The organism is Rhizobium sp. N621 (assembly GCF_001664325.1).
Taxonomy (GTDB): domain Bacteria; phylum Pseudomonadota; class Alphaproteobacteria; order Rhizobiales; family Rhizobiaceae; genus Rhizobium; species Rhizobium esperanzae.
The window spans coordinates 3,444,851-3,459,979 of the sequence record NZ_CP013495.1 but is presented as its reverse complement, the minus strand read 5'-3'; the positions used below and the strand labels follow the sequence as shown (position 1 = coordinate 3,459,979).

Below are 15,129 nucleotides of genomic sequence, written 5' to 3'. Positions count from 1 at the left end.
ATAAGTCAATCGATTGATTATTTCCGCGGCGACCGTTCCGGTCGAGGACGCGAGCTGCGACTTTGCCCTACCCTGGATCAGGATGAATTCCACGCACGCGCTCTAAGATGCCAGGTGCCATTCTCAGCGGCTCTGAAAGCATATTGTTTCGCGTTATACGCTCATTTTTTGACACAAAACTGCCTTGCTCTTTCCGTATCGGCAGATCCATGCGTATTCAGATCTATATTATCGCGCTCCTGTTGAGCGCCATTATGTGGTCGATCTCGTTCGATGCGGCGCGAGAATCCTATCATGCCGCCCAAAGTGCGGGATTGATGCCGAACCTGCATATCAACAAGAAGCTGGATCGCATTCTCTAGACTGCGATCAGTGTCCAATCATGGACGATTTGCCGATGCCGCCGTCCAGCCGCCGGCCAAGGCATTTTCGTGCCTATCTGGAGCCCTTCCAAACAGAAAATCAAATTTCCTAAAATTTGATCGATCTGCTTAAAAGCCCTGCAAATACTGACGTGTAGAGTGTTCTCATGAAGGCGGCCGAAGCGTGGACAGACGCGTCGATCGCTTGGAGCCGGGCGAAACAAAAGCCCGCGATCCGAAAACGGGGACTTCGAGATGCAGAAAACTCTTGCCGCCATCACCCTGACTTTGGGCATTGCCGCGGCCGCCGGTCCGGCCTTCGCCATCGGGCCTGCGAGCCTCGCGCGCGACCTGATCTACACTTCCGCCATCGGCCATTCGCCTGAAATTCCTTTGACGACGCGCGCCGGTTTCGTGCGGCCGAGCGTTCCTCTCGTTCTGCGCGGCCCGGCTGCCGTCGAGGGTAGGGGTTCTCAGCTCAAGGCCTATTCGCAGAGCCTGAGCGTTGCCATCGGCTATGTATTCTCGACGGCGGTCGGTGCTGTGGAAGCAGTCACGCTTCTCCGTTAAAGCAACGCGCTTCAGGCATTCAGTTCGCGATGCACGTCGATATACCAGTCGACGAAGGCCTTGACGCCGACCTCCAATGTCGTGTCGGGCTTGTATCCCGTCAGCGCCACGAGCAGATCGGGGGCAGCGAAGGTGCGCGGCACGTCGCCCTTCTGCATCGCCAGCATCTTGCGGATGGCAGGACGGCCGAGCGCTTTTTCCACCGTCTCGACGAAATCCATCAGGCTGACGGGCTGACCGCCGCCGATATTGACGACGCGGAAGGGCGCCTGGCGCGAAAGCGTTTCGATCCCAGGGTCACCGAGCCGATTTTCCTCGCTCGGGGCAATTGCCGACAACCTGACGATCGCTTCGACGAGGTCATCGATATAGGTGAAGTCGCGGCTCATATTGCCTTCGCCGTAGATCTCGATCGGCTGGCCTTCGAGCATGTTCTTGGCGAATTTGAACAGCGCCATATCGGGCCGGCCCCATGGGCCATAAACGGTGAAGAAACGGAAGGCGGTCGTCGGAATCTTATGCAGATGGGCATAGCTGTGCGCCATCAGCTCCATCGATTTCTTCGTCGCGGCATAGATAGTCAGCGGTTCGTCGGCGCGATCGGTCTCGCGGAAGGGGACAGTCGCGTTGGCGCCATAGATCGAGGATGTCGAGGCCAGCATCAGATGGCGAACTTCAACCCGCCGGGCGATTTCCATGATATTCCAGGAGCCTTCGACGTTCGAATGTATATAGGCTTCGGGATTTTCCAGGCTGTAGCGGACTCCAGCTTGCGCGGCGAGATGGATCAGGATGTCAGGCGCGGCCGCGGAGACTGCCGCCTCCAGTGCCGGCCGGTCCTCAAGCATTGAGATGACAGGTCGGAAGGCCGGAAACTGGGAGAGTGCCGCATGACGCATCTCTTTGAGCTTGACATTGTAATAAGGCGTGAGGCCGTCGAAGCCCGTCACCTCATGCCCTTCCTGCAGCAGGCGCCTGGCCAGATGAAAACCGATAAAGCCGGCAGTGCCTGTAATGAAGTAGCGCATTCCCACCTTTTTCTCGGCTCCCTGCCGACGGCAAAAGCCGATTCCGTAAAATGGCACCCACTTACAGGATAAAAAGAGGCCGAGTCGATAGGCGTTTGAAAGATAGCACTTGATGTGAGGCCGCTGTCATCGTCTCCGGACATTATGCTGCATTGCACCATAACAGCTTGCATGTTATGGCGGCGGGTCGTCTTGAGCATGATGCCGAAAAGGTTGAGCGGTTTTCGGGCGACATCCTGTTCAGGCGGAACCAGGGATCGATGAGAAACATAGTTTATTGGATTCTCTCTGCGTTTCTGACCCTGGCCATTGCGGTCGTGTCGCTGCGCTATCTCACGAATTTCTGGCTGCTCTCCTTCATCTACAGTTTTCAGATCCATCTCGGCCTCACATTCGCCGCCGTCAGCCTCGTCATCCTGGCTGTCAAAAGACATGCTTACGGCTTTGCCCTTCTGCTTGTCTCGCTGCTCCTAACGGCGCACGGCGCTATCATGCTACGTGAATTTGCGGAGGACGACAGGGGAACGGGAACGGTGCCGCTTTTCCGGCTGATGTCGTTCAACGTTGCGATCGATAACTGGAAAAATTCGACCGCCATCGCGGATATGGTGATCGCCTCGAATGCCGATGTCGTCAATCTGCTCGAAGCCAAGCCGCTGACGTTCCATCTGCAGCGATTGTTCAAGGTCTATCCGTATCATATCGGCTGCGACAACGGCAAAGACAGCTGCGATACGCTGGTGCTGTCCAAACGCCCGTTCGCGATCCGCCAGGTCGCGAGCATCGGCAGCTTGCGGAAAGACAGGCTGGTCGCAGCGAGCGTCGATTTCGGCGGGCAAACCGTCAATCTCGTATCGGCCCATCTGACCAAACCCTATTTCGACGATTACCAGATAGAAGAGTTGGAAGATCTCAGCAAAGCACTTGATGCGATCTCAGGTCCGCTGGTGCTGTCCGGCGATTTCAATTCGTCGTCGATCGCCCCCAGCATTCAGGCTCTCCTGCGCAAGCAGAAACTGAAGACCATGGCGCCCGAACCGGCGACATGGCCGATCGCCGCCGGTCGGTTCGGTATCGCCATCGATCACATATTCGCGCGCGCGCCGCTTCATCTGACGTCGTTGAAACGCCTCGACGACAATCTCGGCTCCAACCATTCAGGCCTGATCGCCGAATTCGTCGTCGATAAGAGCGGCGAGACGGCGCCGGCGCGATAAACAGGCAAGATAAGCCGGGCCGAAATCAGAATCTGGTTCGGCCGCCCTTGCGGTCGATCATCTGAAAATTCTTGCCGTCAGTCTTCACGTTGACGCAGTCGGTCGACTTGTCGGGAAACCGGACACAGACCTCGCCATTGTTGATCTTGTAGCCATTCTTGCTGCCCTCGCGATATTCATAGCCGTTGCTGCTTTCTTTCAGCTCCGACGTGCCGGGCAGATGCTGACGGATTTCCGCCTCGCTTGCGGCTCGCATGTTCGCCGTTTGGGCAAAGGCAATTGCCGGCAGCAGGATTGAAAGAAATCCGGCGAGGGCGGGCAGGGTACGCATCAGAGGACATCTCCCGTCAGGTCTGTCGGCTCATTCATTCTACGAGAATCCCGCAAGGGAATTCAACAGGGATGGTGGGCATGCCGGAAGCGCCGGCGGGCAAATCTGGCCCGCCGGCCGGCGCTTGGCTTACGTTCTTCCGAATTCGTCGACGATGCGGATGATATCGTCCTCGCCAAGATAGGAGCCCGTCTGAACTTCGATGAGTTCGAGGACGATCTTGCCGGGGTTGGCGAGACGATGGACTTCCCCGAGTGGGATGTAGACGCTTTCGTTCTCGCGCAGCATCTGCACATTGTCGCCGATCGTCACCTCGGCCGTTCCCTTTACGACGACCCAGTGCTCAGAGCGATGGTGGTGTTTTTGCAGCGAAAGCTTCTTGCCCGGCGTGACGAAGATGCGCTTCACCTGAAAGCGGTCGCCGTTGAAGATGGAGGTATAGCCGCCCCACGGTCGGTACGATGTCGGATGCGTTTCGGCGAATTTTGCCGTCGCCGAGGAGGAGGCCAGCATCTTGACCAACTGCCCGACATTCTGGCTGTCCTTGAGCGGTCCGACATAGACGGCGTCTTCGCTGGCGATGACGGCGACATCCTCCATGCCTTGGACGGCAAGGTGCACACCATGCGTCATGACCAGCGAGTTGCGGGTGTTGACGACGGTCGTGTTGGCAGCGGCGACATTGCCGTTATCGTCGCGTTTGCCCGATTTCCAAACGGCATCCCAGCTTCCCATGTCCGACCACCGAAATGGCGAGGGGACGACCGCGGCCTTCGAGGTCTTTTCCATGATCGCATAATCGATCGATATATCCGGGCTCTTGGCGAAATGGTCGGCATCGAGGCGGGTGAAGTCGAGATCGCGGCTTGCCTTGGAAACAGCCTTGCTTGCAGCCTTCAGCACCTCGGGCGCATATTCCTGCAGCTCGGCAAGAAGTTCCGTCACCGGGAACATGAAGATGCCCGAGTTCCAGTAGAAGCCGCCGTCGGCGAGCATCCGCTGGGCTTCGTCCAATATCGGCTTCTCGACGAAGCGGCTCACCTTGTGAGCGCCATTATCAAGTGCATCGCCGATCTCGATATAGCCATAACCCGTCGCCGGCTCGGTCGGGTTGATGCCGAAGGTGACGAGCCTGCCGTCGGCCGCCGCCTCGCGAGCGATGCGGATACAGTCGAAATAGCTCTTGTCGGCGAGGATTTCATGGTCTGAGGCGAGCATCTGGATGATAGTGCCCTTACCAAAGAGGTCAGCGGCAAGCGTCGCGGCGGCAGCGACCGCGGCGGCGGTGTTGCGGGCGACCGGTTCGAGCAAGACGGCGGCGAGCGGGATGGCAAGCTCGCGCGCCTGCTCGGCGACCAGAAAGCGGAACTCCTCATTGGTGACGACGATCGGAGCTTCATAGAGCTCGGCATCGGAAACGCGTTCGAGCGTTTCCTGAAACAGCGTCTTATTGCCGACGAACTGGATGAATTGTTTCGGCGCGGTCGCACGGGAAAGCGGCCAGAGCCGCGTGCCTTTGCCGCCGGCCATGATCACGGGAACGATTTTCTGCGTCATAGGCGGATTCCTTGAGATAGACGACCTTAATGGTTGCATGTCAGCGGGCTGCTGCCCAGCCTCTTATTCTGTTGAGGCCGGCGTGCAGCAGGTCGAGAGCTGCAGGCTCGCTGCCGGCTTCCACGTAGCAGCGCATTTCCGGCGCATTGCCGGATGGGCGGAAATGGATGATCCGGCCGTCCGTCAGCGTCACCCGAAGCCCGTCAATATCGGATTTTGCCGCTACTGCGCCGATCGGCTGCAGGAAAGAACGGAGATTTTCATCCGAGGCGCGCAAGTGTTGCATCAGCGCGGCGCTCGTCTCCACCGGGAAATTCTCCAGACGATCGGCAGCGGCGAAGGGCAGCTTATAGGAGGTCGCAATGGCAGAGAGCGGCTGCCTGCGAGCGGCCGCAAGCGACAGGACTGCGAGCATGGGAATAAAACAATCGCGCGTCGGCAGGGCGCGGACGTTCTGCCCGTTGACATCGAAAGGGCTGGCGGTCAGCAAGCCGCCATTGGCTTCGAAGCCCATGACACGGTCATTGCCAGCGGCCACGGCCTCTTCCATGCCTGTTATGACGAAGGGAGAGCCGACACGGGTGCGCTTGACGGCGAAGGAGCCTGCGGCATCGATGCCGGAATTGGAGGTGACGGGCGTCACCACTGTGAGAGCTCCCAAGAAATTGGCTGCTATAAGGCCGAGGAGGTCGCCGCGCAGCGGCGCACCGGTTTCATCCGCGACAAGGGGGCGGTCGCCGTCGCCATCGGTCGAAACGATCGCATCGAGCTGGTGCTCGGACACCCAGCGTTTCATCAGCGTGATCGTCTCGTCGGACACGGCTTCGGTGTCGACGGGAATGAAACTCTCCGAGCGTCCGAGAGCGATGATCTCGGCACCGTAATGGGTGAGAACGTCGACCATCAGGTCGCGCGCGACGGTGCTGTGCTGATAGATGCCGATCTTCAAGCCCGACAGCGCGCCTTTTGGAAGCAGCATGGCATTGCGTTCGAAAAAGAGCTGGCGGCAGATCGCTTCATGCTCTTCCATCTTGGCCGGTCCCACGACCGGCGCTTGGCCGCTCCGCTCGATTTCGGCTGCCTCGGCAGTAATGGCTGCCTCGTCCGATTTGTCGATTTCGCCGTCCGGGCGATAAAATTTGATGCCGTTGCGGTCCGCCGGGATGTGCGAGCCCGTAACCATCAGGCACGCAGCCTTGCGTTCGAGGCCATAAAGGGCAAGGGCCGGTGTCGGCACATTGCCGCAATCGAAGATCCGGAAGCCGAGCGCTGTCAGCGCGCCTGCGCAATTCGCCGAGATCTCAGGGCTTGAATCGCGAAAGTCGCGGCCGATCAGAATAACGTCGCCCGCCTGCGCCCTGCCGGTCCGCAGCAGATATTTGCCGAACGCGGCAGCGTAAAGGGCGGAAGCGCGTCCCTTGAGATCTACTGAAAGTCCGCGAAGGCCGCTCGTGCCGAATTTCATGTGAAGACATGCCCCCGATTGTCACAATAGGTTCTACTCACCCCGCCAGTCGGCGTAAATACCGAAGCAGGCATAATAGTAAACACCGACGATGACGTCTCGAACAAGCTCTGCAGCCCGCTGCCGACTTTCGATGGGCTGAAGCCGCCGCGAGAGCGCAGGCATTGCGACATCAGCCTATTTTGTTAGAACCGTATGTCCATTGTTTCGTCCTATGCCGAAGGGTTCCTGATGAGCGATATATCCGTCAGTCTCGATGAGAGCTGGAAGGCCGCGCTGGCAGGGGAGTTTTCAAGCCCCTATATGCAACAACTCAAATCCTTCCTCGTTGCGCAGAAACAAGTGGGCAAGCGGATCTTCCCGAAGGGCAGCGAATATTTCCGCGCTCTTGATTTGACGCCGATTGCCAACGTCAAGGCCGTCATCCTCGGACAGGATCCCTATCACGGACTTGGGCAGGCTCATGGACTATGCTTCAGCGTCCGACCCGGCGTGCGCATACCGCCCTCGCTCGTCAATATCTACAAGGAGATGGAGACGGATCTCGGCATAACGCCAGCGCGCCATGGCTTTCTCGAACATTGGGCAAGGCAGGGCGTGCTCCTGCTGAACAGCGTGCTGACAGTCGAGGAGGGCCAAGCGGCGGCCCATCAGGGCAAGGGGTGGGAGCGCTTCACCGATGCCATTATCGGCAAAGTCAATGACGAATGCGAATCCGTCGTCTTCATGCTCTGGGGCTCCTATGCCCAGCGCAAGGCCGCCTTTGTCGATACGGCGCGGCATCTGGTGCTCAAGGCGCCGCATCCCTCGCCGCTTTCGGCCCATAACGGCTTCTTTGGCTGCAAACATTTTTCCAAGGCGAATGCCTTCCTCCAGTCCCGCGGGCGGGCGCCGGTCGACTGGCAATTGCCGGCAGATCCTCACGGCGCCTGAAGTGAACGCGCCCCGATCTTCGTTCACTAATAATAGACAATGCGTTTTGGTCTCGGGGTCTGTTCCGGAGGCCGGGTGAGGCGCATTTATGATCCATCAAAAGCCCGCGAACGGCGGGCAAGAAAGGGGTCTCACATGCTCGATCAGATCAAGGGTCTGCACCACGTCACGTCGATGGCGGAGGACGCCCGCACCAATAACCAGTTTTTCACCCATGCGCTCGGCCTGCGTCGCGTCAAGAAGACTGTCAATTTCGACGCGCCTGATGTCTACCACCTCTACTACGGTGATGAGACCGGTGCGCCCGGCACGATCATGACCTATTTCCCGTTCCCGAAGATGGCGCAGGGCCGGCCCGGGACCGGGGAGGTCGGCACGACGGTATTTTCTGTCCCGCAAGACTCGCTCGGCTTCTGGAGCGACCGCTTGGCCACGCTTGGTCTCGGCGGCCTGAAGGCTGAGGAAAGCTTCGGCGAAAAGCGTCTGAACTTCTCCGGGCCGGATGGCGACGGCTTCGCGCTCGTCGAGGTCAAGGACGATGACCGCGAGCCGTGGACGCATGGCGGCATCGGCGAGGATCACGCTATTCGCGGCTTTCACTCCGTTGCCTTGCGGCTGAGGGATGAAGGCGCCACCGCCGAACTGCTGAAGTTCATGGGCTACGAAGTCGCCGAGGAAAGGGACGGGGTCAAACGGCTGATCAGGCCCGGCGGCAACGGCGCGCACCTCATCGACCTTGAAACCATGCCGAACATTGCCCGCGCGCTTCCCGGCGCCGGCTCCGTCCACCATGTCGCCTTTGCCGTCGAAAATCGCGAAAAGCAGCTCGAAGTGCGCAAGGCGCTGATGGATACGGGCTATCAGGTCACGCCGGTGATCGACCGGGATTATTTCTGGGCGATCTATTTCCGCACGCCGGGCGGTGTTTTGTTCGAGGTCGCGACCAACGAGCCCGGCTTCGACCGTGACGAGGACTCGGCTCATCTCGGCGAAGCGCTGAAGCTGCCGCAGCAGCACGCTCATCTTCGCGCCTTGCTCGAGCAGCATCTGCAGCCACTCGAAGCGTAGGAGGGCGATATGACCAAAACCGGATATGTGCACCGGCTGCATGCCGGTGCACCTGACAAACCTATTCTGCTCGTGCTGCACGGCACCGGCGGCGACGAAAACCAATTCTTCGATTTCGGCCGACGGCTGTTGCCCGAAGCAACGATTCTTTCGCCGCGCGGCGATGTTTCCGAATATGGCGCGGCGCGGTTTTTCCGCCGCACCGGGGACGGGGTCTACGACATGTCCGACCTCTCACGTGCGACGGAGAAGATGGCGGCCTACGTCAAGGCGTTTGCCGATGAATACCGCGCTTCCCAGATTCTCGGCCTGGGTTTTTCGAACGGCGCAAATATTCTGGCCAATGTGCTGATCGAAAAGGGCATCTTCGACGCGGCGGTTTTGATGCATCCGCTCATTCCGTTTCAGCCCGAGGCCCGGTCGACGCTCGCGGGAAGAAAGGTGCTGGTGACAGCCGGGCAGCGGGATCCCATCGCTCCGGTCGCGATGACCCAGGCACTGTCTGCGCACCTGGAGGGGCGGGGCGCGGAGGTCAGGACGGTCTGGCATGCCGGTGGGCACGAGATCGCGCCATCGGAGATCAATGCGGTTGGCGACTTCCTCGGCGGCTATTGATCTGTGCCAGCACAGTGGCCAAGACATTGAGCGGGACCGGCGAATGCCGGCCCCGCATCGTTGCTGAAACGACGATCATGTCGTCGTTGATCGACAAATTATCTAAAGCGCGCCGCGATCTTTCAGATCCGCTCCTTGCGCATGTCGTTGCCGCGACATGCTTAGGGGCGATGAGGATATTTGCCTCTTATTGCCTTCATGTAAAAATTCCCCGGTGATTCTGCCATCGTCAAACCGACGACGACGCCTTTGGGAACACCTTCATATTCTCGTCTCTGGCCGTTGGTCAGATAGACCCGTAGATGCCGGCTGTCTTCGTCGTAGCTGATCGCCTCGATAAGTTTCGAATCAACCGCAGTTTCCACTTTGCACCCCGCAGTTTTGGATCTGAGATTCCTGATCAAGAATTGTCATTCACGCTCGCAGCGCACCATATTTAAGCGGCGTCGCAGGGTCGTCAAGCGTGATCTGCTTTAACGTTCATTTTTTCCCAACGCCTCTCGCTATAGTTGATTTATACAGCTTTTTCGGGGGCTTCGCCTGTGGAAAGCCGGCGGTTTCGAGTTTTCCCAGCTTTGGAAATGTTGGATGACACAGCTGAAGGTGAAAGAATCGATCCAATAGACATAAGCTTAACCGGCAGTTAACCATCATGTACTAAAATACAACCTAATATTAATCGCGATGTCTTCTCAACTATGGATAAGTACAGAACGCCGTTCTCCGCGGCAGCCGTTTTGCTATCGCTGGCGAGCTGCGGCGCTTCGCACCCAGGTGAAGATCACGCCGGAGACCCTTGCGCTTTCAATCGGGAGCGACAAGGATGGCCAATCCTCATCGCTTGATGTGTTGGACGCGCAGCGTTCTGTCGCGGCCGCCCAGGCGAGCCTGGTGCAGGCGGTTCAGCAAACGGTGAAGGATCATGTCGTTCTGAATATGGCAACAGGTTGCGGCTACATTGTCGACGCCGCGATCAGGCCAACTTCTTATGAACACTGTGATTCGTGCCGTTGCAGCGATAGATGGGAAATCGATCAACCCGCCACGCGGCCGGGTCTCATAAATGGGTTACATGTCTAATTATCTAGGACGGTGGCGACAGATACCGACATTGGCCGGCAACCGTAAGCAGCGCGCTCGGCTGAGCTTTGCCGAAGGCGACTTCGCTGCGGTCTACGCGATGAGCGATGTTCACGGATGTTACGACGAGCTCGTCGAGGTGCATCGCCGCATCGAGGAGGACGCAGCAGGCATTCAGGGACCGAAACTCATCGTCATGCTCGGCGATTATGTCGATCGTGGACCCGATTCGAGCGCAGTTCTGGAGTTCCTGAGCAAGAACCCGCCGCCAGGGTTTCAGCGCTTGGTTCTTTGCGGCAATCACGATGCCGAGCTGGTGAAGCTCTATCGCAAACCGGCGGGCATTCTCGAATGGCTGGGTTTCGCCGGGACGGAGACGCTGCACTCCTACGGCATCGATATCGAGCATCTCCTGCAGTCGGCGGCGGGAAACGAAACGATCGCCCGCGTCATTCGCAATATGATACCCGAGCGGCATATCCAGTTCCTGGAATCGCTGCCGATCATGCTGCGGATAGGCAGGGTGGTGTTTGTGCATGCAGGCGTCAGACCCGGCGTCGATCTCAAGAAACAAAAAGACAGCGACCTCATGTGGATCCGGCAGCCCTTCCTGGACGAGGGGCCGCAGCTTCCTGTTCTCGTGATCCACGGACATACTCCGGGGCGAGCCCCGACATTCGGTCCGCAACGCATCGGCATCGACACCGCGGTTTCGGCGACGGGCCGGCTGACCGTACTGACGATCAAGGGGACGCGGGTAGGGCTGCTTTAGAGCCTTCGGATGCAAAAAGGACGCGCTGCCCTATGAAACTCCGCGTCGTGCTTTCCGAAAATCGACTCCGGCCTTCAAGCCGATGCGCTGGGCGAAGAGAGCGTGGCGCATGCTCCAAAGATAAACGCCGCGGGATTGTGCCCGCGGCGTCAGAAGATTCACAGAGTTGCCAGGCGCTGTCAGGCGTCCTGATAAAGATTGGTGCCGATACCGGTATAGGTAAAGCCGTGCTTGCGGATCTCGTCGCTGCGGTAGATGTTACGCAGATCGACCAGGACCGGAGCGCGCATCGACTGCTTCAGGCGATTGAAATCGAGGGCGCGGAACTGGTTCCATTCGGTGACGATGACGAGGGCATCGGCGTGGGCAGCGGCTTCGTAAGGACCGTTCGCATATTCGATGTTCTCGATGACCTTGCGGGCATTGTCCATACCCTCGGGATCATAGCCAACGACCTGGGCGCCGGCGTCCTGCAGCGTCTGGATAATAGCGATGGCCGGGCTGTCGCGCATGTCGTCGGTGTTCGGCTTAAAGGTCAGTCCGAGGATGGCGACTTTCTTGCCGCGAATGTCTCCGCCGACGGCCGAAATGACCTTGCGGCCCATCGCCCGCTTGCGGTTGTCGTTGATCGAGATCGTCGTTTCGATCAGACGGACCGGTGCGTCATAATCCTGCGCCGTCTTGGCAAGGGCAAGCGTATCCTTGGGGAAGCACGAACCGCCGTACCCCGGACCGGCGTGCAGGAACTTGGAGCCGATACGGCCGTCGAGGCCGATGCCGCGCGAAACGTCCTGGACGTTTGCGTCGACCCTTTCGCAGAGATCGGCGATCTCGTTGATGAAGGTGATCTTCATGGCCAGGAAGGCGTTGGCCGCATATTTGATGAGCTCGGAGGTGCGGCGGCTCGTGAAGACCAGGGGAGCCTGGTTGAGGTAGAGCGGACGATAGACTTCGGTCATCGTCTCGCGTGCCCGGTCGTCATTCAGTCCGACGACGATCCGATCAGGACGCTTGAAATCCTCGATCGCCGCGCCCTCGCGCAGGAATTCGGGATTGGAGACGACGGCGACGTCAGCCGAAGGATTGGTTTCCCGCACGATGCGCTCAACCTCATCGCCGGTGCCGACCGGCACCGTCGACTTGGTGACGATGACGGTGAAGCCTTCCACATAGGTGGCAATCTCGCGCGCAGCGGCATAGACGTAGGAGAGATCGGCATGGCCGTCGCCGCGACGGGACGGCGTGCCGACCGCGATGAACACGACGTCGGCGCCACGAACGCTTTCGCCGACATCCGTCGAAAACGACAAGCGGCCGGTGCTGGTGTTTTCAGCAACCAATTGATCGAGACCCGGCTCGTAGATCGGAATACGGCCCTCGCGAAGGGCCTCGATCTTGCTCAGATCCTTGTCGACGCAGATGACGTCGTGGCCGAAATCCGCAAAGCAAACGCCTGAAACGAGGCCGACATAGCCTGATCCAATCATCGTGATGCGCATATTTCCCTCAAATCATTAGAGTAGAACGTCATGCTGCGTCGCAGCATGACGCTCGTCATACTGAATCTGGGCCAAAAGACAATATCGAAGATCGCTTAATACCCACATCGGAAGTCGCATTGAGGGTGCCGCTATTTGCTGCCGGGCACCCGCTCGACAGCAAAAACATAGGTTTATGTGGGCAATATGACAAGTCGAGCCGTTCGTGAGAGCCGGCTCGGCTTCAATCCTGGAATGAGACGGATTGCTCTATCGGCTGCTTCGGCTGCTACAGCCGGTACCAGACGTACGGGTCCGTTCCCGATTGGATCTTGTCCCAGCGCAGATCTGTATCGCGCCAGTTCTTGATGCTGCTTTGCCTGTTGTCGAGCACCAGGTCGCCCTTGTCGGTTCTGACCACGAGGACGGCGTGCCCTTCGCCGGAGGGTGTATAGGCCGTTGCGATCCGCAAGGCGCGCGATGACCAGCCCATCGCGATCAGCCGGCTGCGCTTGGTCAATGCAAAATCTTCGCAGTCGCCGCTGCGCACATTCACCGTCCAGACATCGCCATTCAGTTCGTTGCGGGAATCGTTGCGGCCGATCATAGTATGATTGACGGTGTTGTTCACATTCTTCAGCTGCAGCATTTCCTTGTCCGTCAGTGCGATGACCGACGGTCCGTTGTTGTCGCGGCATTCGGCAGGGTTCTGGGCGCAGAACAGCACCTGGGCGAAGGGCGGAACGATCTTTCCTTTTTCGGCGATATAGCTGACCTCCGAATCGCTGGTCAGGCCGCGGGCGAAACCTGCGGGGCCGGCCGCGAATGCAGAGCAGGCATTCCCCGCTGTAAATGCCAGTGCCAGAAGTGTAACGAAGGTTTTCTTCATCTCTTAATCCCCGTCAGGGCAAGCGATTGAGATCAGGCTTGCCTTTTGGCTCAGTCAATGGCATGGCGACTTAGTGATCTGCCAAGTATTGGGCACAGAACGTCTGTCCCGTTTCTGCTGCTTGAAGGAGCATAAGCGGGGTCCTGTCTCGATTGGCTTAAGCCATTCGCGACAATTTTAACGATGTGGAATTCTGTTGCACTTTAACACGCAAGCGCTTGATCTGCAACTTATGTTAGTACGAGTATATTAACCGTAATGGTTGTGATTGCCTCGTTTTGGCTGCTGGTGAGTGAAGTCAAATGTTATCCAGCCTCATCAACAGGCAGGTCTTGCGGGAGGCGATTCTCGTTGCCTTCATCGGCCTGGTGATATTGACGCTCATTCCCTTTGGAAGTGTCACACCTTTGCCCTTCGCCTTCGCCGCAATCGGAATGTTTGCTCTCGCCATCGTTTCGGTATTGCTGTTTGCGGAGCCAAGACAAAGCAGGTGGGTGTTCAAGATCGCCTTGCTTTTACTCGTCGTGCTGGCGAGCTGGACATTTATTCAAACGATCGAACTGCCGGCCAATTGGCTGGCAAACCCCGCCTGGGGCGCTGCGCGCGATCTGGCGGGCGTCCAATATGCGGCGATCTCCGTCGAACCGGCGGACACGCTTGCCTCGATACTCTGGGTGGCCCTGCCTTTCGTGACCTTTCTGACCGGACTTATCTTGTGCGATACCGATCAACGAGCGCGGAAAGTGCTGACCAGCCTGGGGCTCGCGGCGGGGGGCATCGCCGTTTTCGGCCTGCTGCAATTTTCGATGTTTCCCAACATCCTGATCGTCATAGAAAAACACGCCTACCTCGACAGCCTGACAGCCGTCTTCGTCAACCGCAATACCGCTGCGACCTTCCTCGGGCTGGGAACGTTGCTCATGCTGACGCTGGTCAGGGACATTGCCCGTTCCTATTCAATTCACCCGCCCGGCGAGCCAGGCCGAAACCTTCTGCTCTTGAGAACGTGGATCTATGTTCTGCTCCTGTGCGCATGTTTCACCGCTTTGATGCTGAGCCGATCACGCGCCGGAATATTCGCGACCTTTATTGCCGCGCTCATCTATTTTCCCTGGCTTGTCATCAATTGGAACAGCTCGAGGCGATATTTAACACCGGCGCCGAAATGGCGCTCGGTATTGAAGCTTCTCTCGGCGGTCATTTTCATCGTCCTGTTGCTGAGCATGTTTGCAGGGCAGGCGATTTTGCGCGCGCAGGAGCGGCGGCTCGAGGATGATGATCGTTTCTGTATTCTGCCGGGCATATGGCGTGCCATTTCGGATCATTGGTTAACCGGAACGGGCCTTGGAACCTTCCGCACCGTGTTTTCTGCCTACCGCGATCCGGCCTGCGGCATCTTCGGGATCTTTGACCGCGCACATAATTTCTATCTGGAAGGATTTCTGGGGCTGGGGGTTACGTTTCCGGTTGCGACGTTTCTTACTTTCGCAGTGCTTGCGAAGGTTTTCTGGCGCGGGCTCTCCGAGCGGCGGCGCCTGAGGCACTATGTTCTGCTCGGAATAGCGGCGACGGTTCTGGTCGCCCTTCATGCCGCGGTCGATTTTTCGCTGCAAATCCCTGGTTTCGCGGTATTTTTCTCCGCATTCCTGAGCGCCGTCGTTGCGATCAGCCTCGGCCGCAGTCACGGCGAAACGGATCGCCAATATGTGTGACCGGTCAGCACACAAAGGTTTAAATGAATGGAATTTATGAAGGTTTTTCGAA

Annotated in this window: 15 protein-coding genes; 8 read left to right on the top strand and 7 right to left on the bottom strand. The window is 58.4% G+C overall.

The genetic code is table 11. The features are described from left to right. Window positions 1–209: 209 nt before the first annotated feature. Complete coding sequence (locus AMK00_RS32605) at window positions 210–362, top strand: hypothetical protein (RefSeq protein ID WP_009988813.1); 153 nt, start codon at window positions 210–212, stop codon at window positions 360–362. A gap of 255 nt (window positions 363–617) precedes the next feature. Then, window positions 618–932 (top strand): hypothetical protein, encoded by a 315-nt coding sequence (locus AMK00_RS16745; protein WP_064804439.1) that lies wholly within the window; start codon window positions 618–620, stop codon window positions 930–932. An 11-nt stretch (window positions 933–943) separates the two neighbouring features. Here AMK00_RS16745 and AMK00_RS16740 read toward each other — a convergent pair whose 3' ends face one another. Continuing rightward, the gene (locus AMK00_RS16740) at window positions 944–1,960 is read right to left on the bottom strand and encodes an NAD-dependent epimerase/dehydratase family protein (protein WP_064811135.1); all 1,017 of its coding nucleotides are present in this window, start codon (window positions 1,958–1,960) and stop codon (window positions 944–946) included. Window positions 1,961–2,220: 260 nt separating this feature from the next. Here AMK00_RS16740 and AMK00_RS16735 point away from each other — a divergent pair, with 260 nt between their 5' ends. Further along, window positions 2,221–3,177, top strand: a complete 957-nt coding sequence (locus AMK00_RS16735) for an endonuclease/exonuclease/phosphatase family protein (RefSeq protein WP_064806286.1) — start codon at window positions 2,221–2,223, stop codon at window positions 3,175–3,177. Between the two features lie 25 nt (window positions 3,178–3,202). Here AMK00_RS16735 and AMK00_RS16730 read toward each other — a convergent pair whose 3' ends face one another. The 3 genes from AMK00_RS16730 to AMK00_RS16720 all read right to left on the bottom strand — a co-directional run bounded on the left by AMK00_RS16730 (window position 3,203) and on the right by AMK00_RS16720 (window position 6,530). Continuing rightward, entirely contained in the window at window positions 3,203–3,508 is a 306-nt protein-coding gene (locus AMK00_RS16730; RefSeq protein WP_064804435.1) for a hypothetical protein, read from the bottom strand. A gap of 129 nt (window positions 3,509–3,637) precedes the next feature. Further along, window positions 3,638–5,065, bottom strand: a complete 1,428-nt coding sequence (locus tag AMK00_RS16725; protein ID WP_064811134.1) for a mannose-1-phosphate guanylyltransferase/mannose-6-phosphate isomerase — start codon at window positions 5,063–5,065, stop codon at window positions 3,638–3,640. 40 nt (window positions 5,066–5,105) lie between these two features. Then, window positions 5,106–6,530: a phosphomannomutase gene (locus AMK00_RS16720; RefSeq protein WP_064804432.1), complete on the bottom strand. Its 1,425-nt coding sequence runs from the start codon at window positions 6,528–6,530 to the stop codon at window positions 5,106–5,108. A gap of 231 nt (window positions 6,531–6,761) precedes the next feature. On the opposite strand from AMK00_RS16720, the gene ung reads away from it, so the two are divergent. The 3 genes from ung (at window position 6,762) to AMK00_RS16705 (ending at window position 9,146) form a co-directional block, all read left to right on the top strand. Then, the gene (gene ung, locus AMK00_RS16715; RefSeq protein ID WP_064806284.1) at window positions 6,762–7,463 is read left to right on the top strand and encodes a uracil-DNA glycosylase; all 702 of its coding nucleotides are present in this window, start codon (window positions 6,762–6,764) and stop codon (window positions 7,461–7,463) included. Between the two features lie 135 nt (window positions 7,464–7,598). Continuing rightward, entirely contained in the window at window positions 7,599–8,531 is a 933-nt protein-coding gene (locus tag AMK00_RS16710) for a VOC family protein (RefSeq protein ID WP_064811133.1), read from the top strand. Window positions 8,532–8,540: 9 nt separating this feature from the next. Then, complete coding sequence (locus tag AMK00_RS16705; protein ID WP_064811132.1) at window positions 8,541–9,146, top strand: alpha/beta hydrolase; 606 nt, start codon at window positions 8,541–8,543, stop codon at window positions 9,144–9,146. Between the two features lie 161 nt (window positions 9,147–9,307). Here the strand turns inward: AMK00_RS16705 and AMK00_RS16700 are convergent, their stop codons facing one another. Beyond that, window positions 9,308–9,550: a KTSC domain-containing protein gene (locus AMK00_RS16700; RefSeq protein WP_064804427.1), complete on the bottom strand. Its 243-nt coding sequence runs from the start codon at window positions 9,548–9,550 to the stop codon at window positions 9,308–9,310. Between the two features lie 659 nt (window positions 9,551–10,209). Here AMK00_RS16700 and AMK00_RS16695 point away from each other — a divergent pair. Then, window positions 10,210–10,998: a metallophosphoesterase family protein gene (locus AMK00_RS16695; protein ID WP_064811131.1), complete on the top strand. Its 789-nt coding sequence runs from the start codon at window positions 10,210–10,212 to the stop codon at window positions 10,996–10,998. A gap of 179 nt (window positions 10,999–11,177) precedes the next feature. Here AMK00_RS16695 and AMK00_RS16690 read toward each other — a convergent pair whose 3' ends face one another. Both AMK00_RS16690 and AMK00_RS16685 read right to left on the bottom strand, forming a co-directional pair. Further along, complete coding sequence (locus tag AMK00_RS16690; protein ID WP_064804423.1) at window positions 11,178–12,497, bottom strand: UDP-glucose dehydrogenase family protein; 1,320 nt, start codon at window positions 12,495–12,497, stop codon at window positions 11,178–11,180. A gap of 268 nt (window positions 12,498–12,765) precedes the next feature. Beyond that, window positions 12,766–13,365, bottom strand: coding sequence for a transglutaminase-like cysteine peptidase (locus tag AMK00_RS16685; protein ID WP_064804421.1), 600 nt, complete (start codon window positions 13,363–13,365; stop codon window positions 12,766–12,768). A gap of 302 nt (window positions 13,366–13,667) precedes the next feature. On the opposite strand from AMK00_RS16685, the gene AMK00_RS16680 reads away from it, so the two are divergent. Next, window positions 13,668–15,077: an O-antigen ligase family protein gene (locus AMK00_RS16680; protein ID WP_064804419.1), complete on the top strand. Its 1,410-nt coding sequence runs from the start codon at window positions 13,668–13,670 to the stop codon at window positions 15,075–15,077. Window positions 15,078–15,129 lie beyond the last annotated feature (52 nt).

Bases quoted from the DNA above. Each gene is read 5' to 3' on its own strand.
- AMK00_RS16745 (WP_064804439.1), top strand. From the start codon at position 618: ATGCAGAAAACTCTTGCCGCCATCACCCTGACTTTGGGCATTGCCGCG.
- AMK00_RS16685 (WP_064804421.1), bottom strand. From the start codon at position 13,365: ATGAAGAAAACCTTCGTTACACTTCTGGCACTGGCATTTACAGCGGGG.
- AMK00_RS16725 (WP_064811134.1), bottom strand. From the start codon at position 5,065: ATGACGCAGAAAATCGTTCCCGTGATCATGGCCGGCGGCAAAGGCACG.
- AMK00_RS32605 (WP_009988813.1), top strand. From the start codon at position 210: ATGCGTATTCAGATCTATATTATCGCGCTCCTGTTGAGCGCCATTATG.
- ung (WP_064806284.1), top strand. From the start codon at position 6,762: ATGAGCGATATATCCGTCAGTCTCGATGAGAGCTGGAAGGCCGCGCTG.
- AMK00_RS16730 (WP_064804435.1), bottom strand. From the start codon at position 3,508: ATGCGTACCCTGCCCGCCCTCGCCGGATTTCTTTCAATCCTGCTGCCG.
- AMK00_RS16690 (WP_064804423.1), bottom strand. From the start codon at position 12,497: ATGCGCATCACGATGATTGGATCAGGCTATGTCGGCCTCGTTTCAGGC.
- AMK00_RS16720 (WP_064804432.1), bottom strand. From the start codon at position 6,530: ATGAAATTCGGCACGAGCGGCCTTCGCGGACTTTCAGTAGATCTCAAG.
- AMK00_RS16705 (WP_064811132.1), top strand. From the start codon at position 8,541: ATGACCAAAACCGGATATGTGCACCGGCTGCATGCCGGTGCACCTGAC.
- AMK00_RS16710 (WP_064811133.1), top strand. From the start codon at position 7,599: ATGCTCGATCAGATCAAGGGTCTGCACCACGTCACGTCGATGGCGGAG.
- AMK00_RS16695 (WP_064811131.1), top strand. From the start codon at position 10,210: ATGGGTTACATGTCTAATTATCTAGGACGGTGGCGACAGATACCGACA.
- AMK00_RS16680 (WP_064804419.1), top strand. From the start codon at position 13,668: ATGTTATCCAGCCTCATCAACAGGCAGGTCTTGCGGGAGGCGATTCTC.
- AMK00_RS16740 (WP_064811135.1), bottom strand. From the start codon at position 1,960: ATGCGCTACTTCATTACAGGCACTGCCGGCTTTATCGGTTTTCATCTG.
- AMK00_RS16735 (WP_064806286.1), top strand. From the start codon at position 2,221: ATGAGAAACATAGTTTATTGGATTCTCTCTGCGTTTCTGACCCTGGCC.